Origin of the sequence: Streptomyces sp. Edi2, assembly GCF_040253635.1 — a bacterium.
Classification (GTDB): domain Bacteria; phylum Actinomycetota; class Actinomycetes; order Streptomycetales; family Streptomycetaceae; genus Streptomyces.
The window spans coordinates 8,179,484-8,201,572 of record NZ_JBEJGX010000003.1; the positions used below are offsets into that span (position 1 = coordinate 8,179,484).

Below are 22,089 nucleotides of genomic sequence, written 5' to 3' on the forward strand. Positions count from 1 at the left end.
GCTCCTGGGGTGCCGCGTACGCGGGACGCCTGACGGACATTTTCCGGGCCGGGGCCGCCCCCTGTCCGACGGGTCAGGGGGCGGCCGTCCGGGGCAGAGCGTGTGCGAGAAGGGTCTCGGCGGCGGCGCGTGCCGGCCGTAGTTCGCCGTGACGGGTCCTTTCCGCACCACGGTCTCCCGCCGAACCGGACAGCCGGCGGTGGTGCGGCAGCCGGCCGGGCCAGGGCTTTGGATCCCCCGCTCTCACCGAGCCGCTGGTTGGCTCGCCTCGTGTTCACGGTCGGCCGCACCACAACCGGGTGTCCGACGTTTCTCACTCCTTGCGGGTGAACCGCGAGGCCATGCCCTCGTGTCGACCGAAACTGGACGATCGCGCCCGCTATTGTCCGTTATTGTGTCTTTGAGTTGTGCGTTTGTGAATCTTAAGCCCGGCGTCGGAAAGACGACGACTGCTGTGTGGCTGGCCCACGCGCTTCATGAGTTGGGTATCTCGCCGCTGCTGGTCGACGGTGACCCGGCCGCTTCCGCGCTGCGCTGGAGCGAGCTGGCCGGCGGCTTTCCGTTTCCGGTGATCGCCCTGCCGGTGGGGGATGTCCACCGTCGCGTGAACGACTTCCTCGGCGACCGACAGGCCGTGGTGCTCGATGCGCCGCAGCTGGAGGACCATCCCCGCATTGCCCGCAGCATCATGAGGTACGCCGGTGAGTGGATCGTGCCCGTGACCCCCGCCCCCATCGAACTGGACCGGATGGCACCCATCCATGGTGAGATGGCGGACGTGCAGTCCCTACGTGCCGAGCCGGCCCGCTCGGCGGTGCTGCTCAATCGCACCAACCGTCCCGATGCCACGCGCACCGGGCCCGATGCGGACGCTCGCGAGGCACTCACCGAGCGGGGTTTCGAGGTGCTGGACACCCAGATCGCGCGGCTCGACCTGTACGCCCAGTCCTTCGGGAACTCGGTCCAGGCCAAGGGTTCGGCGTACATGGACTTCGCGGAGGAACTGATCAAGCGTCAGGATGAGACATGAGTCAGCGCAAGGAGAGCTACCGCGCGGCATTGCAGCGCGGACGGGACGTTGTCGCACCCCGGCCCACCAAAGTCACCACGCTGCAGAGCAGATACCTCCGGGTGACCGTCGAGGTCGATCCCGACCTGCGAGGCGATCTGACGCGATGGATGGGGCGGCCGGTCTCCTCGGTGGTGTTCGCCGGCGCTACCGTCCTGCATACTCTGGCCGCCACCGCCGGCTGGATCTCTCGCCCCGGAGACCGGACTCCGTCCGCCCCGCGCGAGGTTCCGGATTCGGATCACTGACCGGTCGGCTCGCATGGCCGGGGGCAGGGGGCCTTGCCCGAGGCTGCAGCTGTCCTTGCGAGGTGAACCCCTTCACTGCCCGTGAAGTGCCCACCTGCTGCCGTCGACGTACGCGGTTCCCGGCAGCGCGATGAGTTCGGGCTTGAAGAGTGGTGGCGAGTCCATTGCGGGTTCCCAGGTCGCCACCTTCTCGTCCTGCGGGACCTCGATCCGCCTGTCCTGGGCGAGGTCGGTGACCACCTTCAAGAGCAACCGCACACCGAGCGGGGCCAGGTGCTCGCGCCATAGGCTCTGCGGGGTCGAGCCCGGGGGTACGAACAGGTGCTCCTGGGCGGCGAGCGGGCCGGCGTCGGTGCGCTCGGTGAGGTGGTAGACGCTCCCGCCCGTCACCTTGTCACCGTCGCGGATCGTCCATCGGATCGCGTCGCGGCCGCGGTGCAACGGCAGCAGGCTGGGGTGGTAGCCGATGGTGGCGACGGCGGCCCTGGCGCGCGTGTGGCGGCCGAGGAAGGCGTGTGAGTGTGCGGCGATGATGATGTCCACCCCGTCCGGGACGTGCATCGCGCGCAGTGCGGTCGAGTCCGTCCACGGTATGTCCCTGGGGTACGCCCAGGAGCGCAGGCGGTCCCAGGACATCGCGTTGCTCTCGTCGGACTGCCCCTTGCGCAGGCGGGGGGCGGCTACGCCGACGATCTTGTGCCCTTCCTCCAGCAGGGCGTCCGCGACCTGCACCGCGAACGCACCTTGTCCTGAAATGTAGATGTTCATCACTCGCGCTCCGTGCGGTCGCCGGTCGGGTGTCTGTTCAGTAGGGGTAAGAGCGCCGAGCCCGCGGGCAGGTGCCCCGCTTCGAGGTCATCGCCAGATCCGGACGGCGGACTCGCCGGTGAGTGCGGGTGCGGAGGACCCGGCCTTCTCCATGGTGGTCAGGCCGTCGGTGTTCCCACCGCCGCGGTGAAGTTCCGCTCGACGTGGTCGAGGGCACCGTCCCGGTCCGGGCAGGAGTGAACGATCCGCCAGCCCTTCGGTACCTCCAGGTACGGCCGCCACAGCGCGTACTGCCCGTCGGTGTTCGCCACCACCAGCCAGTCGGCCTCGCCGCCGACGAAGGGGTTTCCGCTCATCAGTCGGCCTCTTTCAGTCCGGAGTGATCGGGCCGGAACCGCACCGGCAGGGTGGAGAAACCGGTCAGGAAGTTGGACCGGATGCGCAGCGATTCGCCGGTCTGCTCGAATCCGGTGGTGAAGTCCCGCAGAGCCAGCAGCAGTTCGGAGATCTCGACCTTGGCCAGGTACGAGCCGACGCAGAAGTGCGGGCCGTAGCCGAAGGCCAGGTGTTTGTTGGGGGTGCGGCCGAGGTCGAACTCCCCGGGCCGCTCGAAGACCCGTTCGTCCCGGTTGCCGGAGGCGTGCCAGAGCGTGACGATCTCGCCCGGCCGCAGCCGTACGCCGTGCAGTGCGGTCTCGCGGACGACGCTGCGCCCGAAGTGCATCGTGGGGGACGCCCAGCGCAGCACCTCGTCCACGGCGGTCTCCACGGCGACCTCACCGTGCTTGAGCCGCCGCCACTGCCCGGGCCGGCCCGCGAGCGTGTGGACACAGTCGATCATCGTGAGCCGGCTGGTCTCGTCGCCCCCGATGATCAGGCTGTAGCAGTTGAGTACGACGTCCTCGTCGGACAGGGGCACACCGTCGATGGAGCTGCCGATCAGCATGCTGATCACGTCGTCGCCCGGCGACTCGCGCCGCTCCTCGACGAGGTCCATGAAGTACATCAGGATCTCGTTGCGGGCCATCTCGGAGTCGACCTCGTCGATGTCCTCGTCGTCGGTCGACAGCGCGGTCTTGGTCAGGGAGAGAAGGAAGTCCCGGTCCGGCTCGGGCACGCCGAGCAGGTTCGAGATCGTGGTCATCGGGATCCGGCTTGCGATCTGCTCGGCGAAGTCGCAGCCGCCGGACTCGACCGCCTCGCGGATCAACTGCCGGGTGTTGACCCGCACCGTCCGTGCGACCTCGTTGAGCACCCGCGGCGAGAGCACCCGCTGAAGGATCTTGCGCAACTCGTGGTGCCGGTGCCCGTCGGTGACGGCCAGCATCCGGCCGGCACCGGCGTCACCGCCGTCCAGCAACGTGACGAGCACATTGCCGCGCTCGGACGTGAAGTTCACGTCGTCCCGGTAGGTGGCCATGATGTCGTCGTAGCGGGAGAGCACCCAGAACCCCCGGCGATCGCCGGCCGGAGGGTTCCAGTACACCGGGGCGGTGTCCCGCAGGGTGTGCCAGAACCGGTCGAGGTCGTGGTCCGCGAAGGTGTTCGGGTCGCCCAGGTCCAGGGTGTCCAGTGCCGGTGTGCTCACGGTCACCAGTCCGTACGCCAGAACCGGCGCGGCTGGAACGGGTAGGTGGGCAGCGGCACGCGGTGGCTGGTCTCCCCCAGGTGGAGGGAGCCGAAGTCCACCTGCTGACCGGTCACCCAGGCGGCGGCCAGCTCGGACAGCGCCTGTGCGTCCGTACCGGACTGCACGATCCCGTGGTCGTTGCGCCGGAAGGAGTCGGTGTCCACCCGCGGCGCGGCAGCGGTCTCGGTGGCCAGGCCGCGAGGGGAGTCGTCGGACAGCGCGGCGATCAGCTCCGCACGGCTGCGGACCACGGCCGCCCACCGGCGGGACATCACCTTGCGGCCCAGGTTGAGGCTGAAGCAGATGTCGTCCAGGCGCAGGTCGGGGTGGGCCTCCAGCCAGTCCTTCAACCTCGTGCGCTGGCGTGCCAGCGCTTCGTCGTCCAGGGCGGACAGGGTGGCGAGGCGCGGCCTGCCGTCGGCCTCGGGGGCGCGGTCGGCGACCGCCGGTGCCTCTTCCAGCACCAGGTGCGCGTTGTAGCCACCGCCGCCGATCGAGGTGATGCCCGCACGGCGGATGCCGGACTCCGTCTCCCAGTCCGCCGTCTCCAGCTGCGGGACGAACGGGGTGCCGGGGAGGTCGAGGTCTTCGTTGACCTCGGTCAGGTTGATCGTCGCCGGCAGCTTCCTGTGGTGCAGGGCCATCGCGGCCTTGATCGCACCGAAGCCGCCCGACACCACACCGCCGTGGCCCACGTTGCCCTTGACCCCGCCGATCGAGGTGGTGCCGGTCTGCTTGCCGAACGCCATGCTCGCCGCGTGCACTTCGAGCTCGTCGGTCATCGGCATACCGAGACCGTTGGCCTCGTACATGGACACGGTGTCCGGGGTGACGCCGCCCACCTCCATGGCGCCTGCGATGCATGCGCTCAGCCGCTCGGGCTGGGCCAGGCCGTAGGCCATCGCGCTGACACCGTTGTTGTTGACGGCCGAACCCTTGACCACGGCGTAGAGGTGGTCCCGGTCGGCGACGGCCTGGGCCAGCGGCTTGAGCAGCACGGTGACGACACCGCTGGACAGCGCGGTGCCGGTGCCGTGGGCGTCGAACGGGCGGCAGTGGCCGTCCTTCGACAGGATGCGGTTCTCCTCCCACAGATGACCACGGGGGTGGGGCAGCCGGACCATCGCGCCACCGGCGACGGCCATGTCGGTCTGGCCGAGCAGCAGTGACTGGCAGGCCAGGTGCACCGCGTAGTGGAAGCCGGCGCAGACGGCGGCCACGGTGACGGCCTCGCCGGTGAGCCCCATGTAGTACAGCGCGTTGGACGTCATGGTGTCCGGCGACCACGCCAGGCTGGCCTCGATCGCCTCGGGGCCGACCGACACCCGGTCCGGCGGGGAGCTGTACAGCGCCGCGGTCTGCGGGTTGTTGGCGCCGTACATGCCTATCTCGGCCTTGACCCGGTCCGGGTCGTAGCCGCCGTCCTCGAGCGTTTCCCATGCGCTCTCCAGGAACAGCCGGTTCTCCGGGGTCATCGCGGCCGCCATCCGGTCGCTGATGCCGAACACCGACGGGTCGAACTTGTCGTAGGTGTCGAGGACGCCGCAGGCCCGCACGTAGAACGGGCTGTGGATCAGGGTCTCGTCGACGTGGATGTCGTCCTTGGCGAGGAACGACACGGACTCCCTGCCGTGTACGAGGTTGTCCCAGAACTGTTCCTTGGTGCGGGCGCCGGGCGCCCGCAGGGACATGCCGATGACGGCCACATCACCGGGGTCGTAGTCCTGCTCGGGGCTGTCGGTCATGGAAAGGCTCCTGCTTCGGGTCGAGTGGGGGCTGCTCAGCTGCCGGTGGAGGCGCCGCGGCCGCGCAGCGCGGCGCGGCGGGTGTGGGCGCGGAGGCGAGCCGACTGGACCACCTCGGGGGTGGCGCCGCTGTCCTCGTCGAGCCAGCGGCCGAGGGAGGAGATGTCACGGAAGCTGAAGAGGTCGGGCACGCGGACGCGGCGGTCGAAGCGCCGGGTCATCAGCCTGGCCAGCCGGACGAGCAGCAGCGAGTCGCCGCCGAGGTCGTAGAAGGCGGCCCGGACGTCGATGCTCGCCGGTTCGAGGCCGAGCAGTTGGCCCCAGATCTCCGCCAGTGCCACCTCGGTCGGCGTGGCGGCGGCCGTCAGGGGCCCGCCGGTGTCGGCGGCCGGCGGCTCGGGAAGCGCGGTGCGGTCGAGCTTCCCGCCCGGCGCCAACGGCAGCGCGGCCAGGAACACGACCGTGCCCGGCACCATGTAGTCGGGCAGCTGGGTGGCGAGCTTGCCGGTGATGGCGGTCTGGAGCCCGGCATCCAGCCAGACGCCGTCCCGGGGGTCGCCCTCGGGCACGACGTAGCCGGTGAGCCGGTTGCCCCGTACGACGGCGGCGGCTTCCCGGACCCCGGGGCAGCCGGTCAGCCGGGCCTCGACCTCTTCCAGCTCGATGCGGTAGCCGCGCAGCTTGACCTGGTGGTCGGTGCGACCGCCGAACCTGAGCTCGCCGTCGTCGGTGAACGTGACGACGTCGCCGGTGCGGTACATGCGTTCACCGTCGAGGAACGGGTCCGGCACGAACCGTTCGGCCGTGGTACGAGGCCGGTTGACGTAGCCGTGGGCGAGGCCGGCGCCGCCGATGTAGAGCTCACCGGGCACGCCGGCCGGCAGCCGCTTCAGGTTCTCGTCGAGCACATAGGCACGGGCGCCGGCCGATGGCCTGCCGATCGAGGGCTCACCGGTCTGCTCCTCCGGTACCAGCCCGAAGGAGCAGAAGACGGTTCCCTCGGTGGGGCCGTAGGCATTGAAGACCCGGTCGGCGCTGGTCTCCCGGTACGTCCTGTCCACCAGCTTGCGCCGCAGGGGCTCGCCGCCGAATACGACGGTGCGCACGTTCGGTGGCAGACATCCGGCGTCGAGCAGGCCGTTCATCACCGACGGTACGACGTTGAGGTGGGTGATCCTGTCGACGTACCGGCTCTCCGGCAGGTGGACGGCGCTCTCCACGAGCACGACGGCGCCGCCGCGGCACAACGCGGCGAAGATCTCCATCACGGACATGTCGAAGCAGACCGAACTCGCCGCCGAGACGCCGCTCAGGTCGCAGCCTTCGAAGATGCGGTCCATCGCGGAGAGCATGGCCACGCAGCCGCTGTGGTGGACGGCCACACCCTTCGGCCGGCCCGTGGATCCCGACGTGTAGATGAGGTACGCGGTGTCGCCGGGTACGACCGGAACGGGCTTCTCGCCGGGCTCGGTCGTCACGGTCTCGTCCAGCACGACCACGGTGGGGCCGGCCGGGCAGCCGGCCCGGGACGCGGGCGTGGTCAGCAGCAGGTGGGTCCCGCTGTCCCGGACCATGAAGGTCAGCCGCTCGGCCGGATACTGCGGGTCCAGGGGCACGTAGCAGGAGCCGGCGCGCAGTGTGGCCAGGATGCCGACCAGCAGGTCGGGTGTGCGCTCGACGCAGATGCCGACCGGCACACCGGGTCCTGCGCCGTCGGCGACGAGCCGTTCGGCCAGCAGGCGGGACCGCTCGTTCAGCTCGCCGTAGGTCAGGACGCCGGCATCGGAGTAGACGGCCGGTGCGTCGGGGTTCTTGACCGCTTGCTCGATGAACTCGGAGTGCAGGGTTTCGGTCACTGGTCCGTCTCCTCGGGGCAGCCGCTCGGGGCGATGTCCTGGAGCACCAGGTCGGGGTGGGCGATCGACTCGAAGAGCACAGTGCGGTAGAGCGCGAGCAGTGCCGTCACGGTCTCCCTTTCCAGGTAGCTCGGCTTGTACTGGATGTGGCCGGCCACCTCGCCGTCGATGTCGGCCATCGAGATCTCCAGGTCGAATTTGGCGAGGTGCCTGCGTACGTGAAGCGGTTCGAGCGGGAGGGCGCCATCGGGCGCGATGGTGTCGCCGATGCCGTGGAAGAGCTTGACGGACCGGGGGAACGCGTCCGAGGACAGCCAGTTCACCACCACGTCGAACCACGGGGAGCGGCCTTCCGCCCTCGGCGGCTTCAGGGCGGAAGCCAACAGGTCGAGGGGGTAGTTCATGTGCTCCAGCAGACCGAGCGAGAAGGCGTGGACCTCGCGCAGCAGGTCGCGGAAGCTGCGGTCACCGGCGGGCTTTGCGCGCACCAGCACCGTGTTCAGGTAGTAGCCGATGGCGGATTCCCAGCCGGGTTCGCCGCGTTGGGCGATGGCGGTGGCCAGCACGGAGTCCTCGACCCCGGCCGCGCGGTGGAGCGTGGCGAAGAAGCCGGCCAGCACGACGGTGCTGATCGACACACCTTCGCGTACCGCGAACTCCCTGAGCAGACGGGTCTCTTCGGCGCTCCAGCGGAAGGTGAGGTCGCGGCCTTCGTAGGTGACGCCGGGAGGCCGCTCCATGGTGGACAGGTCGAGGTGGGCGGGCGGGTCGGCCAGCTTCTCCGACCACCAGCTCAACGCCGCGTCGGCCGCCGGGCCGGCCAGCCACTGCCGCTCCCACTCGACGAACTCGGTGTAGGGGGCGGCCGGCTCTCCGGCGGCGGGGCCGACGCCCTCGTAGTACTCCTGGAGTTCGCGGATCATCACGTCGGCCGACGCCGCGTCCGACGCGATGTGGTGCACGAGCACCAGCAGGTAGTGGTCCGCCGGACCACGCGTCATCAGCACCACCCGCACCAGCGGCCCGTTGTCCATGTCGAGCGGCAGGTGACCGTACTCGGCCAGCTCCTCGCGGGCTTGTTCGTCGTCCCGGTCCGTGCTGTCCACCACGACGAACTCGTATTCCGGTTCGTCCAGGATGACCTGGTACGGGCTGCCGCCCGCCTCGACGAAGAGGGTGCGCAGCGCGGGGTGCCGCTCCATCACGGCCCGCACGGCGCCCTCGAGCGCCTGCTCGTCGACCGCGGTCCGGATCCGGGCGGCCACCATGAAGTTGTAGGGCACGGCGTCCGGCGCGACCATCTGCATGAACCACAGCGATGCCTGGCCGTGCGAGGCCGGTGCCAGTTCGAACCCGAGACCGTCGGCCCGCAGCTGGTCGAACGCCGGTGCGTCGGTGGGGTCCAGCAACCCGCGCGCGTCCAGTTCCTCCACCAGCTCCTCGGCGTCCAGCTCGGACAGATCGTCGAGGAACGTCCGGGCTGGCTCGGCCACCGGCTCCGGCGCTTGCACGACCACCGCCTGCGGCTCCGCCTTCGACGCCTTCGACGCCCGTGCCGGATGCACCTCCGCGACCGGTGCCCGGTCGCCCGCCGCGGTCTCAGCCGGCCGGCCGATGGTCTCGATGACGTGGTCGACGACCTCGGATATGGTCCGGCCGTCCAGGAACACCACCGGCGACACCCGCTGCCCGAACAGCGCTTGCAGCCTGTTGACGAGGCGGAGCGCCAGCATCGAGTCAAGACCGAAGTCGCGCAGGCTCGCGCCCTCGCCGAACTTGCTCGCCGGCACGCCCAGCGCGTCGGCGATCTCGCCGAGCACGACCTCCTCCAGCGGCCTGTTCTCCACGGTCTCGACGACGGGCTCGGCCACCACCGTCGCGACCACGGACTCGGCCACTGCTTCGGCAACCGGCGCCGGCCCGCCGCGGGGGTGCGGCGTGGTGTCCAGCCAGTAGCGCTCCTTCTGCCACTGCACGAGCGGGGTTTCCACGACCTCGACGTCGTCGGCGAACAACGAGTCGAAGGTCAAGGGGAGGCCCCTGACGTACAAGGACGCGGCGGCCCCCAGCAGACAGCGGACGTCACTTTCGTTGCGCCGCAGGGAGTTGACCGCGTGCACCTGGGCACCACGGGTCAGTGCGATCTCCTCGACCGCGCCGCGCAAGGTCTCGTGCGGGCCGATCTCGATGAAGGTGCCGACGCCGTCCTCGACCAGCGCACCGATCGTTTCGGCGAACCGGACCTGGTTGCGCAGGTTGTGCACCCAGTAGTCGACATCGGTGACCGGGTTCACCGTGTCGGCCAGTGCCGTGGAGTGGAAGGCGAGGGTGTTCGTCAGCGGGGTGATGCCGTCGATGCGTTCGCGCAGCGGCTGGATCAGCGGGTCCATGCCGGGGCTGTGCACCGGCCTCTCGACCCGGATCCTCCGGGTCGATATCCCGGCCCGCTGGAGGTCGGCCTCCAGAGCGGCGATGGCATCGGGCGATCCGGACACCGCCGCGCTGGTGGGGCTGTTCACCACGGCGATGGCCACGTGCGCGGCGTACGGGGCGATCCTCGGCAGCAGATCCTGCTCCGGCAGGTCGACCGAGATCATGGCGCCGGCGGCCGCTTTCCGTTCGAGCAGGTGCGACCGGGCGACCACGACACGGGCGGCGTCGTCCAGAGACAGCGCGCCGGCGATATGGGCGGCCGCGACCTCGCCCAGGCTGTGCCCGACGACGGCGGTCGGCTGGATGCCGAGTTCGAGCCAGACCTTCGCCAGCGAGACCTGCAAGGCGAACAGCACGGGCTGCTGGAAGTCCATCTCCTCGAACCTGGCCCGGTCGGCCGGGGCGGCGAGCTCGTCGAGCACCGAGCAGCCGCCCGCCGCGCGCACGGCGGCGTCGCACGCGCTCATCCACCTACGGAAGCCGGCGTGCGAACGCATCAGCTCCCGGCCCATGCCGGCCCATTGCGTTCCGCCGCCGGAGAACACCAGCGCCACCCGCCGGTCGCTGTTGCCGGCGACCGTGCCCGTGACGACGTCGGGGTGCGGCTGACCGGCGGCGACCCTGGCGAGTCCGTCCAGGACGTCCTGGCGGTTGCGGGCGAACAGCGCTATCCGGTGGTTGTGGTGGGTACGCCTGGCCGCCAGCGTGTAGGCGAGGTCGGAAACCCGCAGGCCCGTGTCGCGCTCGACATGGTTGGACAGCTCGCGGCAGGTGTCGGTCAGCGCGTCCGCCGTACGCGCCGTGACGGGTACGAGATGCACCCGCTCGTCGCCCGCGGCATCGCCCGGGTTCGGTGTGACGTGCCGCCCGCGGTCGCCCGCGGTGAACGGGCCGGGGGTGACCGGGAGGCCGGCGGTGTACAGCACGCCGAGCGAACCGAGCAGGGTCGACGCCTCGTCGGCGCCACGACGGAGCGAGGGCAGGGTGGTCGCCGTCAGGATCTCCGACACGGACTTGAGCAGGAGGGGATGCGGACTGAGTTCGATCACCGCGTCGATGTCGTGGTCGCGCAGGTTCGTCAGGGCGTCGACCACCCGGATCTCCTGGCGCAGGTTGTTCACCCAGTAATCCGGCCCGAGCTCGGCGCCGTCGACGAGTTCGCCGGTGACCGTCGAGATCATCGGGATGCGCGTGGTCCGGGGCTTGATGCCGTCGAGTTCGGTCCTCAGCGGAGCGAGGACGTGGTCGACCAGCGGCGAGTGCGGTGCGTGGCCCATCCGCACCCGGTGGTTCGTGATGCCCTCGTCCGTGAGCCGCTGGACCAGGTCGTCGATCTCCTGCGGTGTGCCGGTGACCAGGGTGGAGTTCAGACCGTTGTGGCCGGAAAGGGTGAGCCCTCCGGTCAGGTGCTGCTTGACGTCGTCCGCACCGGTCATGACCACGATGCCGTCACCGCGTCCGACGGCCAGCTGCTGGAGGAGCCGGCCGTGGTGGGCGGCCAGACGGGAGGCGTCCTCGAAGTCGAGGGCGCCGGCGATGTGAGAGGCGGCGAACTCGCCGACGCTCTGTCCCACGACGACGTCCGGCTCCACCCCCAGCGAGCGCCAGGCGTCGGCCAGAGCGACCTGGAGGGAGAACAGCAGCGGCTGGAACACGTCCATGTCGTCGATGCGGCCGTCCGGTGACAGCAGCTCGTCGACGAGCGAGAAGCCCAGCAGCTCCCGCATCCGCTTGTCGGAGCGCATCATGGACCGTCGGAACACGGGCATACCGGCGAGCAGCTGCCTGCCCATGCCCACCCACTGCGAACCGTTGCCCGAGAACAGGAACGCCACCCGCGGCCGGTGTTCGGTGATCTCCCCGGCGCTTACCCCGGCGGCCTTCGCACCGGTGCCGAAGGCATCCAGCTGCGCCCTGAGTTCGGTCATGTCGTGAGCGGTGGCCGCGAGCCGGAACCTGCCGTCGCCGGGTGTCCGGCCGCATACCGCCCGCAGGTCGTTCTCCTCGCGCAGCGCCAGGGCCCGCTCGGCCAGCGCCTCCTGGGAGTCCTCGGCCAGCAGGAGGAGTGAGCTCTCGGGGCGCGGCAGCTCCTCGACGACGACGTGGCAGATCGCGCCGCCGAATCCGAACGAGCTGACGCCTCCTCGGCGCGCGTCGGACCGCCGCGGCCACGGCGTCAGCCGGTCCTGGACGGTGAGGTGGTACTCGTCGAACATGATCTGCGGGTTCGGAGAGGCGTAGTGCAGGCTCGGCGGCAGCACACCGTTGCGCATCGACAGCGCGAGCTTGACCAGGCCGACGATGCCCGCCGCCGCCTCCAGATGCCCGACGTTGGACTTGACGGAACCGAGCCGCAGAGGCTCCCCGCGGTCACCGCCCAGGACCGCGCCGATGGCATTGGCCTCGATCGGGTCGCCGAGGGGCGTCGCGGAGCCGTGGCACTCGATGTAGTCCACGAGGGAGGGTTTGATGCCGGCCCGCTGGTAGGCGGTGCGGAGCATCTTCTCCTGCGCCTGCGGGTTCGGCGCGGTCATGCCGTTGCTCAGACCGTCGTTGTTGGACGAGCTGCCCTTGATCACGCAGTACACCGGCAGTTCGCGCTCGAGCGCCACGCTGAGCGGGGCGAGCACGACGACACCGGCGCCCTCACCGCGGACATAGCCGTTGGCCCGGGCGTCGAACGACTTGCAGCGGCCGTCCGGAGCGAGCGCGCCCATCTGGTCCATGGCGGTGTAGTAGTCGGAGACGAAGCTCAGGTTCACGCCCCCTGCCAGCACCAGCTCGCTCTCGCCCATCCAGATCGACTGGCATCCCACATGCACCGAGACCAGCGATCCGGCGCAGGCGGCGTCGATGGCCATGCTCGGGCCCTGCAGGCCCAGGAGGTAGGAGACGCGGTTGGCGATGATGCCGTCGTGCATGCCGGTCGCGGTGTGCGGGGTGATCTGGCTGTCGGGACCGCGATAGTGCGCCAGAGCGGCATAGTCGCCCCAGCAGGAGGCCATGAACACGCCGGTGTCGCTGCCGACGAGACTGTGCGGCGCGACCCCCGCGTCCTCCAGCGCCTCCCAGGCCAGCTCCAGAATCAGGCGCTGCTGCGGGTCCATCTGGACGGCTTCGCGGGGTGAGATACCGAAGAACAGCGGATCGAACTGGTCGATGCCGTCGATGAACCCGCCCCACCGCACCGCATCGTTCAGGAGGTCGCGTCGCGCGGCCGGTACCGGGCCGACGGCGTCGCGGCCCTCGGACAGCAGCTGCCAGAACGAGGACGGGTCCGGTCCGCCGGGGAACCTGCAGCCGATGCCCACGATCGCGATGGGTTCATGCGATGCCGTACGGCGATCTTTGCCCGGGGCTGTTGTGGTCTCCGCGGCTCGTGGACCCTGGACGAGCGCACGGGACAGTTCGTCCAGGGTCGGGTACTGCCACATCCAGGTGACCGGAACTTTCCAGCCGAGGAATTCGGATAACGAGGTGGCAAGAGTCGTCAACTTCATTGAGTCCAGCCCGAACTGGTGCATCGGCGCCCAGCGATCCACCATGTCCTGGGACATGTCCAACAGCTCAGCAACGCGAGAGAGCAGAAACTCTGATATGGCATGCACATCTCGTGCTGCGCGCTCTTGGGGCATTTCGGCTCCTCAACAGGGCGGATGGAATGGACTCGACTGGGCTGGGCTGGACTGGGCCGGCGAAATTTTGCGGCTTGCGGCCGGATGATTAACGGGCTCAGGAACTCCGTCCGCAAGGTAAGGGCAGAGGGCAGCGGTATTGAGGTGGTGGGGCGCAGGTGTGGCCGTGCGGGGTGAACATGGCCGGGGCCGGCACTTCTCGAGATGGTGTGCCAGTGCTCAGGCGGCCGGCCATGGACATGGGCAGGGTCAGGGCTCATGGGCTCAACGGCTCATGTCGCGGAAGCTTCGCTTCGACGTGCGGGCCGAGTGCCGCAGTGGGGCCACACCTGAGGAATCCCCGTCAAGGACAAGGGGATCCGTGTCCTGTTGGGCAGACTGTCCCATCCCGGACTGGATGGCATGGCTGCAGAAAGACTGGTACCTGCACCGCGCCCCGACCCCCCGCTAAGTCGTTTTGACTGAATCAGACCGCGATCTGATTCAGGATCACTGCCCGGCATTCCAGCCGCCGGCGTGCATCGTCCATTTTCTGGTCAATTCGATCGGCGACTGCATTGCCTTCGGGGACGCGCACGCGGAACTCTCCATCTGCGCAACCACTGCCGACCAGCGTCAAGATCCATTTCCAGGTAAAGGTGATGTGGGCTGACGGGGCCGCATTACGAGGTGCTCGTCGGCCCGACGAACTTCAGAGTGCCACCCTGTGAATGGTGAAACAAGTGTGACGTGTGTGCCAGAAGGTGCACTGGCGTGATTTAACCCCCGAGTGACTGGTTTGCCCTCTTCTCGCGATCGCCGCGGGGTGGTTCGGACGGCATGGGTAACAGGGGGCATCCTGGTCCAACACGGGGCGATCTCGACACGGCTCGGCCCGTATCGGGGTGCAGGAAGGCGTCCGGTTCGGACGTGCACTGCCTGCCGTCCCCATGCCTCGGCCGGCGGGAGGCGGCATGACCTGCCAGGGATGTTCCGGTGGTGGCATACGGGCAGGGTCGGGCTGGACAGGGGACGAGCGGCACTGCAAGCTGCTCGGCATGAAAATCATGAAACCTGAACCGACGCTGACTGACACTCACCTTCTGGTGGTGGGCACCAGACGGAGGGAACGCGCCACCACACGACAGCCGCGTGCGGCCGACGCCGGCGACACGTTATCCAGGCATTCCCCACCCACCCCACACCGCCCGGTGGCCGCACGCCCCGGCACTCCGGTGACGGCGGTGATTGCGGGTGCGGGTGCGGGTGCGATTGCGGGTGAAGTGTTCGCCCCATTACGGCTCGGCTACCACCTCGTGGTCGACATAGCCGGCGGCGGATTCCGGGGGAGGCCCGCATGACCACTACTGAGGTGATGTCACGGCAGCGGCCGGGCCTGGCGCTTGGGGTGCTGGCCGGGGCGCTCGCACTGGACGTGAGTGGTCTCGGGGTGCTCAATGCCGCCCTGCCGTCCGTCGGAGCACATTTCGACCTGGACGAGGCCACGCTCCAGTGGGTCATGATTGCTTACGCCGTCACGTTCGCCGGCTTCCTGCTGGTGGGCGGCCGCCTGGCCGATGTCTTCGGCCGACGGCGGGTGTTCGAGTGCGGTGTCGCCCTGTTCACGGTGGCAGCGTTGGCCGGTGCCGTGGCCCCGGAAACCGGGGTTCTGCTCGGTGCCCGGGCGGTCCAGGGCATCGGCGCTGCCCTGTCGGGTCCGGCCGCACTGGCCCTGCTGACCGAGGTGTTTCCGGCCGGTCCGGCGCGCAACCGAGCCCTCAGTGTGTACGCCGCGGTCGGCGCGGCGAGCTTCAGCGGCGGGGTGCTGCTGGGCGGTGTACTGACCCAGTTCTTCGGCTGGCGGTCGGTGCTGTGGTTCTCGGTGATATTGGGCCTGGCCGTGCTGGCCGCGACGCGCGCCGGACTGCCCGGTGGTGTCGGGCGCGGCGGCCGGCTCGACCTGCCCGGTGCGATCTCGGGCACTCTCGGCCTCACCCTGCTGGTCGTCGGCGCGAGCAGTACGGGCACGTTGGCATGGAGCGCACTGTGCGTCGCAGTGGCCTTCCTGATGTTCTTCGTCGTGCACGAGCACCGCACCGCCGACCCCGTGCTTCCTCTCGGCCTCTTCCGGGTCGCATCGGTACGGGCCGCGAGCCTGGCGGCGTTCCTGCAGTACATGGGCTCGGTCGGGATGCTGTTCTTCGCGCCCCTGTATCTACAGGAGATGCTGAAGTACTCTCCGCTCCAGTCCGGTCTCGCACTGGTACCGATGTCGGCGAGCGTCTTCCTCACCGCCAACTTCGTCACCGGACGCCTGCTGGCCACGTACACGCCGCGAACGCTGATGGTCGTCGGACTCGTTCTGATCGGCGGAGGTACAGCGCTCTGGATGACCACACCGCACGAAGGCAACTATCTGCTGCATGTGCTGCCCGGCCTGGTGATCAGCGGCATCGGCCAGGGCCTGAACTTCCCCTCGATGACGTCCTCCGCGCTCACCGGCGTCGAGCCGGACCGGCACGCGGTCGCCGGCGCGGTGAATGTCGTGGCACAGCAGATCGGCGCCAGCGTCGGAGTGGCGGTCATGGTCCTGGTCGCAGCGACCAGCAGCGACCAGCTCACCGGCTACCACCTCGCCTACCTCGCAGCCGGCATCGCCTGTGTGCTCGGAGCGGCATTCATCGCAATGGGCCGGCATGACAAGCAGGGCCTGAAGAGCCCTCATACGGAATAAAAGTTCCCTCTCCGGGCGGTATCAGGTGACGCGGAGTAGTGCCGTGCACGTGGAACCGTGGCTGGTCGTCGAGGAGGAGTGGCAATGGCGTGCGCTGCCCGGCGGGGGAGCGGCCGGGCGGGGCATCAACAACCAGCAACGCCATAAGAAACGACGTCTATGGCCGGGAACGGGCGGATCTCTCAGGCCGCGTTCCGCTCCGGTGGTCGGATATAGGTCAGGGTGTGGTGGGATACGAGCTTTCCGGCGGTGTCGGTCGTGTCAGCGGTGCCGTAGACGATCAGGCGACCGGGTCGGACGATCGTCGACTCGCAGACCAGATCGGTGCGCGCCGGGCCGAGGAAGCTCGTCGTCATCTGCTGGGTGACGGACGGATCGTCCTCGCCGAACAGCGACATGATCGCGATCCAGCAGGTCACATCGGCGAGCGTCATCGCGCACCCGCCCTGGAGGACTCCGCCTGGGCGGAAGAGCTCCGGGCGCCGGCGTAACGAGAGCTTTGCCTGCCCCTTTCCGACGGCTTCCACCTTGAATCCCCACCAGGGTCCGAAGGGGCTTTTATCGAGGACGGCTTGCGCTGCTGCGACATCCATCATCGACCTAACATAGCAACGTTGCGTATCCCGGCGATGTGAAGAAGTCGGCCTACGGGATTCCAGATCCATGAACCCGGCGACCTTGGCCCGTAAAGCGTGCTGTATTCCACCTACTGCTCCTTCACCGACGAGCAGAAGGCCCCGGCATCGGCCACCGCGACGGGGAATGCCTCACCGCTCGCGCCAGTGCGGGGAGCGGTGTGCGTGGATCGTTGTCTCTTGAGGGGCGGGTCAGGGGGCCGTCCGCGCCCCCGGGCGATTTGTCGTTGCCATGAGGGAGAGGGTGAAGGGGTGTTCCGGCTTGGTGAGGAGCTGTGGGGACGGGCCCTGTTCGACTACTTTTCCGGCGTCGAGGACGGCGATGTGGTGGGCCAGGGCCGCGGTGTGCAGGTCGTGGGTGATCAGGATGAGGGAGAGGTCTTCGCGGGTGCCGAGAAGGGTCGTGAGGGTGTCGAGGATGCTGCGGCGGGTGACCGTGTCCAGGCCGGAGGTGATCTCGTCGCAGATGAGGACGCGGGGGTGGGCGAGCAGGGCGCGGGCGAGGGCGGCGCGCTGGAGTTCACCGCCGGACAGCTGACCGGGGCGTCGACCGGTGAGCTGTTCGGGGAGGCCGAGGCCGGTGAGCGCGGCCAGGGCCTCGGCCCGTGCGGTGTGGTGGTCGGTGGTGCGCAGACGTATGGCGGTGCGCGCGACCTGGTCGAGGACGCTGCGGTGTTCGTCGAAGGCGGCGCGCGCGTCCTGGAAGACGTACTGCACGGCCGCCAGCTGTGCTCGGCTGCGGTGGCGCAGGCTGCGCGGCAAGGGGACGCCGTCGAGAAGCATCTCTCCGTCGTGCGCCCGGTGCAGGCCGGCCAGGCAGCGCGCAAGAGTGGTCTTGCCGCTGCCGGAGCGGCCGACGACGGCCAGGCATTCGCCCGGACGGAGGTTGAGCTCGGGGGCCTGCAGGACCACGGTCGTGCCGCGTGTGCCGTTGCCGTGGCGGGCGGTGAGGTCGCGTACGCGCAGGACGGCCTCTCGCGGAGCGTTCTTCGCCGGAGCAGCGATCTCTGCTGGGGTGGGGTAGTCGTCGAACGAGGGCTGGTCGGCCAGTAGTTGGCGGGTCCACTCGTGCCGGGGAGCGAGCCACAGGCGCTCTGCCGGGCCCGACTCCACGACCCGGCCCGCTCGCATGACGATCACCTCGTCGGCGAGGGCACGTACGACGTCCAGGTCGTGGCTGAGGAGGACCACGGCGATGCCTTGTGCCGCCACCGTCGTGAGCTGTTCCACGATGCGGTGCTTGGTCAGGGCGTCCTGGCCGGTGGTGGGCTCGTCGGCGACGATGACGCGTGCGCCGAGCAGGAGCGCCTGGGCGAGGACGACGCGTTGCTGCTGGCCGCCGGAGAGCTGGTGGGGGTAGCGTCGCAACAGGGGCTCGGTGTCCGCGAGTTGGGCATCGACGAGGGCCTGCAGGATGCGTTCGCGGGCCGCTGCTCGGCGTTCGGCACGGGGGAGGTGGCGTACCTGTGTACGGGCGATGTCGGTCAGGAGGGCGGCGATCCGGCGGGCGGGGTTGAGGACGGCCGCCGGGTGCTGCGGGATGTAGCCGGCCAGGCCGTCGGCGGCCAGGCGGATGTCGCCGGTCACCCGGGCGCTCGACGGGTACTCGCCGAGCAGGGCGAGGCCGGTGGTGGTCTTGCCGCTGCCGGAGGCGCCCACCAGGGCGGTGACCTTGCCGGGCAGGGCGCGCAGGCTCACTCCCTCGACGATCGCCCTCCCGCCGACCACGACGCACAGGTCGCGGACCTCGGCCACGGGATCGGCGGCGCCGGTATGCGGGGATGCGCCGGGCGTGCCGGTCCGGTCCGTCATCTCATTCTCGTGGTTCACGGACGTACGTCACTCTCTGCTCGGCTGCGCGGGAACCTGGTCATCGTGTTTCGGTGCGTGGTGCGTGGTGCGTGGTGCGTGGTGCCCGGTGCTCGGTGGCTCGCGTCGGGTGCCCCGGGCCCTGTTGCCCCGGGCCCCGGACCCTCGTCCCCCGGTCTCTGGCGCCCTTGCCCCCAGCCCTGATACGTGTGCCACCGTCACCCAGCGCGGCGTCGACGAGCAGGTTGGTGCCCATCGTCAGGGTCACGATCAGCAGCGCGGGGACGAGCACGGCCCATGGCTGGACGAACAGGCCGACGCGGTTGCGGTCGATCATGACTGCCCAGTCGGGGGCGTCCGGCGCGACGCCGACGCCGAGGAACGCTGCGGTGGCGACGAGGTACAGCACACCCGTCAGCCGGGTTCCGGCGTCGGCGGCCAGCGTGCGCAGCATGGCGCGGCCGACGTAGCCGACGGCTGTGCGCCACCATGTCTCGCCCTGCATACGTAGCGCTTCCACCGCGGGCCTGGCCGCGGCTTCCGCGGCGGCGGCACGCACCATCCGGGCCGCATCGGGCACGTTGACCAGCGCAACCAGCAGGGCGAGGCCGACCGGGCCGGGAGTGAACACGGAGGCCACCAGCAGGATCAGCAGCAGCGACGGCACGGCGAGCAGCACGTCCAGCGGCCGCATCAGGATCTCTTCCAGCCAGCGGCGGTGGGTGAGCGCGCCGAGGAGGCCGACCGGGAGAGCGACCAGGTAGGTCAGGGCAGTGGCGCCGAGGGCGGTCAGCACGACCGGACGGCCCCCGTGCAACACCTGCTGCCACACGTCCCGGCCCACGAAGTCGGTGCCCAGCCAGTGCCCATGGCCGAAGGTGAAGGACGTGGCCCGTGGGCCCGGGTCGCCCGCGGCCAACGGGCCCAGGAGGGCCAGCACGAGGGGTACGGCGATGACGGCCGCACCGAGAGCGAAGCGGCCCGTGCGCGAGGGCTTCACGCGACCACCCCCGCCCGCGGCGCCAGCCGGTGGGCGACCAGATCGGCACCGAGGTTCAGCACGACGGTCAGGACGCCGAACAGCACGGCCAGTCCCTGCACGACGGGCACATCGCACTCGGCGACGGCATTGAGCAGGACAGTGCCCAGGCCAGGAATCGCGTAGAGGGCTTCGACGACGATCACACCGCACAGCAGCCAGTCGAGGGTGCGCGCGAGCTGCTGCGCGGCAGCGGGAAGGGCGCCCGGCAAGGCATGGGTGAGGTGGAGGCGTGCCCCGGAGATGCCGTAGCGGCGGGCCTGCGCCACGTACGGGGAGGCGAGCGCGTCGATCATGCCGGCGCGCACCAGCCGGGCCAGCGAGCAGACAGGGCGGGAGAGCAGGACCAGCACGGGCAGGACCAGGGCGGCGGGATGGGCGAGCAGATCCGTGCCGTAGCCGACGGCGGTCGGCGGCAGCCAGCCCAGCCGGAGCGCCAGGACGGTCACCAGCAGCACTCCGAGAGCGAACTCCGGTACCGCGTACACGGCGAGGGTCACGGAGCTGACCAGCCGGTCGATCAGCCCTCCCGCGTGGCGGGCGGCCAGCATGCCGAGGCCGAAGCCGATCGGGACGAGCAGCGCCATGGTGAGTGCGGCCAGCAGCAGGGTGGGGCCGAAGCCGCCGGTGACGTACGAGCTCACCGGGCGTCCGGAGGTGAGCGAGGTTCCGAGGTCGCCGTGGAGCAGGCCGGTCACCCAGTCGGCCAGACGCTCGGGGGCGGCCCGGTCGAGGTGCATCGCTTCCCGGATGGCCTCGATGTGGGCGGGGTCCGGCTGGTCCCCGGCCAGCGCCACGGCGGCGTCGCCCGGCAGTGCCTCGGTGAACGCGAAGACCAACACCACCACGGCCACGGTCTGTGCGACGCCGAGGAGCAGCCGCCGGACGGCGAAGGAGCGCAGTCCGCTCACGCGAGCCACACCTTGTCGAATCGGGCCCAGTCAAGGGTGTTGGCGGGTGCTTTCGCCTCAACTCCCTTCACTTTGGGGGAAGTTCCTAGGATCCAGTCCGCGAAGCCCCAGATGAGGAAGCCGCCTTCGGCGTACAGACGGCGTTGCATGCGCGCGTACACGGCGGCCCGTTCGGTCTTGTCACGCGTGGACTGTGCGTGTTGGTAGAGCGCGTCGAAGTCCTTGTGCTTCCACCGGGTGGCGTTGGTGGCGGAGTCGGTGAGGAGGCGTTGGGAGATGTGGGCGTCGAGGGGCATGGCGCCGGAGCGGTAGCAGCACAGGGTGCCGTTGTCGAGGGTGTCGCCCCAGTAGGTGTCCTTGCTGCCCGTCTTCACGTCGATGGTGACGCCCGCCTTCGCGGCCTGGTCGCGGAAGATGCCGGCGGCCTCCGTGAACCCGGCGGCCACGGCCGAGGTGTCCAGGGTGACCTTCAGTTTCCCGGCGCCGGCCTGCTGGAGCAGGGCACGGGCCCTGTCGAGGTCCTGGTGGCGCTGCGGGAGGCCGTCGGCGTAGTACTCGTAGCCCTTGCCGAACAGGTCGTTGCCGATCTCCCCGGCGCCGGACAGGGCGCCGTCGACGAGTTCCTTGCGGTCGGCGATGAGGAAGAACGCCTGGCGCACCCGCTTGTCGTCGAAGGGCGGCCGGTCGGTCTTCATGCAGAACGCCTGCATGGCGCTGTTGCGGAGCCGGACGATCTCGATCTGTCCCTTGCCCTCGTGGGCACGGGCGGTGGTGGGGTTCAGCTCGTGGGCGTACTCGACCTGGCCGCCGAGGAGTGCGTTGACGCGGGCGGACTCCTCGTTGGCGATGACGAATTCGAGCTCGTCGAGGTGGGGGGCGCCGTCCCAGTAGTCGTCGTAGCGGCGGAAGACGGCCGAGCGGCCGGGCGCGAAGGACACGAACCGGAAGGGTCCGGAGCCGACCGGCTTGTTGTCGAAGTCGGTGGCGTGCTCGGGCACGATGTACGCCCCGAAGGCCGCCAGGACGTTGGGGAATTCGGCGGTCGGCCGCCTGAGCACGAACTCGATGCTCCGCCGGCCGGTGGCACGGCTGGCGTCGAGGTCGATGGGCTCCAGGGACGCCTTGGCGCGGAACGCCTTCTTCGGGTCGGCGATGCGCCGGTAGCTGTAGAGGACGTCCTGGGCGGTGATCGGCTTGCCGTTGTGGAAGGTGGCCTTGCGCAGGGTGACCTGCCAGCGGTCCAGGGTCTTGTTCGGCTCCCACTTCTCGGCGAGGCGGGGCCGGGCGGACAGGTCGGCGCCGTAGTCGGCGAGCTTGTCGAAGAGCGCCTTGGCGCGGGCGGCGTCGGCGAACAGGTTGGCCAGGTGCGGGTCGAGGGTCTCGCTTGCGCCACCGCCCGCGAAGGCGGCGCGCAACCGCCCGCCGCGCCGGGGCGTGCCACCCGTGTCGTCCCGGCCCTTGTCGCCGGGGCCGCCGCAGCCGGTCAGGGCCAGTGCGCCCAGCGTGGCCGCTCCGGTGGCGGCGAGGAAGCCACGGCGGCGCAGGCCGGGGAAGCGTTCGTCGTGCATGAAGGTGTCCTTGAGGTGTGGTGGGGAGGC

At 69.8% G+C, this 22,089-nt stretch carries 15 protein-coding genes; 3 read left to right on the forward strand and 12 right to left on the reverse strand.

The window, feature by feature from the left end:
* The first annotated feature begins 349 nt into the window (after positions 1-349).
* A complete protein-coding gene (locus ABR737_RS39130) occupies positions 350-1,030 on the forward strand; it encodes a nucleotide-binding protein (RefSeq protein ID WP_350255901.1) in 681 nt (226 codons plus the stop codon).
* Entirely contained in the window at positions 1,027-1,317 is a 291-nt protein-coding gene (locus tag ABR737_RS39135; RefSeq protein ID WP_350255902.1) for a hypothetical protein, read from the forward strand. The genes ABR737_RS39130 and ABR737_RS39135 overlap by 4 nt, the downstream gene beginning before the upstream one ends.
* Positions 1,318-1,389: 72 nt before the next feature.
* Here the strand turns inward: ABR737_RS39135 and ABR737_RS39140 are convergent, their stop codons facing one another.
* The 7 genes from ABR737_RS39140 to ABR737_RS39170 form a co-directional block, all read right to left on the reverse strand.
* Entirely contained in the window at positions 1,390-2,085 is a 696-nt protein-coding gene (locus tag ABR737_RS39140) for a formyltransferase family protein (RefSeq protein ID WP_350255903.1), read from the reverse strand.
* A 158-nt stretch (positions 2,086-2,243) separates the two neighbouring features.
* On the reverse strand, positions 2,244-2,441 hold the full coding sequence (locus ABR737_RS39145) for an MbtH family NRPS accessory protein (protein WP_350255904.1): 198 nt from the start codon (positions 2,439-2,441) through the stop codon (positions 2,244-2,246).
* Positions 2,441-3,679, reverse strand: a complete 1,239-nt coding sequence (locus tag ABR737_RS39150; RefSeq protein ID WP_350255905.1) for a cytochrome P450 — start codon at positions 3,677-3,679, stop codon at positions 2,441-2,443. Before ABR737_RS39150 ends, ABR737_RS39145 begins: the two co-directional genes overlap by 1 nt.
* Positions 3,676-5,460, reverse strand: a complete 1,785-nt coding sequence (locus ABR737_RS39155; RefSeq protein WP_350255906.1) for a beta-ketoacyl synthase N-terminal-like domain-containing protein — start codon at positions 5,458-5,460, stop codon at positions 3,676-3,678. Before ABR737_RS39155 ends, ABR737_RS39150 begins: the two co-directional genes overlap by 4 nt.
* 35 nt (positions 5,461-5,495) lie before the next feature.
* Positions 5,496-7,316 carry a non-ribosomal peptide synthetase gene (locus tag ABR737_RS39160; protein ID WP_350255907.1) on the reverse strand — a complete coding sequence of 607 codons (1,821 nt, stop codon included), beginning with the start codon at positions 7,314-7,316 and terminating at the stop codon, positions 5,496-5,498.
* Positions 7,313-13,384, reverse strand: coding sequence for an acyltransferase domain-containing protein (locus ABR737_RS39165; RefSeq protein WP_350255908.1), 6,072 nt, complete (start codon positions 13,382-13,384; stop codon positions 7,313-7,315). The genes ABR737_RS39160 and ABR737_RS39165 overlap by 4 nt, the downstream gene beginning before the upstream one ends.
* A gap of 466 nt (positions 13,385-13,850) precedes the next feature.
* Positions 13,851-14,003, reverse strand: a complete 153-nt coding sequence (locus ABR737_RS39170) for a hypothetical protein (RefSeq protein WP_350255909.1) — start codon at positions 14,001-14,003, stop codon at positions 13,851-13,853.
* A gap of 717 nt (positions 14,004-14,720) precedes the next feature.
* Here ABR737_RS39170 and ABR737_RS39175 point away from each other — a divergent pair.
* Positions 14,721-16,097, forward strand: a complete 1,377-nt coding sequence (locus ABR737_RS39175; protein ID WP_350255910.1) for an MFS transporter — start codon at positions 14,721-14,723, stop codon at positions 16,095-16,097.
* Between the two features lie 182 nt (positions 16,098-16,279).
* Here ABR737_RS39175 and ABR737_RS39180 read toward each other — a convergent pair whose 3' ends face one another.
* The 5 genes from ABR737_RS39180 to ABR737_RS39200 form a co-directional block, all read right to left on the reverse strand.
* Positions 16,280-16,693 carry a PaaI family thioesterase gene (locus tag ABR737_RS39180; RefSeq protein ID WP_350255911.1) on the reverse strand — a complete coding sequence of 138 codons (414 nt, stop codon included), beginning with the start codon at positions 16,691-16,693 and terminating at the stop codon, positions 16,280-16,282.
* A gap of 231 nt (positions 16,694-16,924) precedes the next feature.
* Positions 16,925-18,544 carry an ABC transporter ATP-binding protein gene (locus ABR737_RS39185; protein WP_350257099.1) on the reverse strand — a complete coding sequence of 540 codons (1,620 nt, stop codon included), beginning with the start codon at positions 18,542-18,544 and terminating at the stop codon, positions 16,925-16,927.
* 58 nt (positions 18,545-18,602) lie between these two features.
* Positions 18,603-19,541 (reverse strand): ABC transporter permease, encoded by a 939-nt coding sequence (locus ABR737_RS39190; RefSeq protein ID WP_350255912.1) that lies wholly within the window; start codon positions 19,539-19,541, stop codon positions 18,603-18,605.
* Positions 19,538-20,491 (reverse strand): ABC transporter permease, encoded by a 954-nt coding sequence (locus tag ABR737_RS39195; RefSeq protein WP_350255913.1) that lies wholly within the window; start codon positions 20,489-20,491, stop codon positions 19,538-19,540. Before ABR737_RS39195 ends, ABR737_RS39190 begins: the two co-directional genes overlap by 4 nt.
* The gene (locus ABR737_RS39200) at positions 20,488-22,059 is read right to left on the reverse strand and encodes an ABC transporter substrate-binding protein (RefSeq protein ID WP_350255914.1); all 1,572 of its coding nucleotides are present in this window, start codon (positions 22,057-22,059) and stop codon (positions 20,488-20,490) included. Before ABR737_RS39200 ends, ABR737_RS39195 begins: the two co-directional genes overlap by 4 nt.
* Positions 22,060-22,089 lie beyond the last annotated feature (30 nt).

Bases quoted from the DNA above. Each gene is read 5' to 3' on its own strand.
- ABR737_RS39180 (WP_350255911.1), bottom strand. From the start codon at position 16,693: ATGATGGATGTCGCAGCAGCGCAAGCCGTCCTCGATAAAAGCCCCTTC.
- ABR737_RS39165 (WP_350255908.1), bottom strand. From the start codon at position 13,384: ATGCCCCAAGAGCGCGCAGCACGAGATGTGCATGCCATATCAGAGTTT.
- ABR737_RS39155 (WP_350255906.1), bottom strand. From the start codon at position 5,460: ATGACCGACAGCCCCGAGCAGGACTACGACCCCGGTGATGTGGCCGTC.
- ABR737_RS39175 (WP_350255910.1), top strand. From the start codon at position 14,721: ATGACCACTACTGAGGTGATGTCACGGCAGCGGCCGGGCCTGGCGCTT.
- ABR737_RS39140 (WP_350255903.1), bottom strand. From the start codon at position 2,085: ATGAACATCTACATTTCAGGACAAGGTGCGTTCGCGGTGCAGGTCGCG.
- ABR737_RS39200 (WP_350255914.1), bottom strand. From the start codon at position 22,059: ATGCACGACGAACGCTTCCCCGGCCTGCGCCGCCGTGGCTTCCTCGCC.
- ABR737_RS39185 (WP_350257099.1), bottom strand. From the start codon at position 18,544: ATGACGGACCGGACCGGCACGCCCGGCGCATCCCCGCATACCGGCGCC.
- ABR737_RS39135 (WP_350255902.1), top strand. From the start codon at position 1,027: ATGAGTCAGCGCAAGGAGAGCTACCGCGCGGCATTGCAGCGCGGACGG.
- ABR737_RS39145 (WP_350255904.1), bottom strand. From the start codon at position 2,441: ATGAGCGGAAACCCCTTCGTCGGCGGCGAGGCCGACTGGCTGGTGGTG.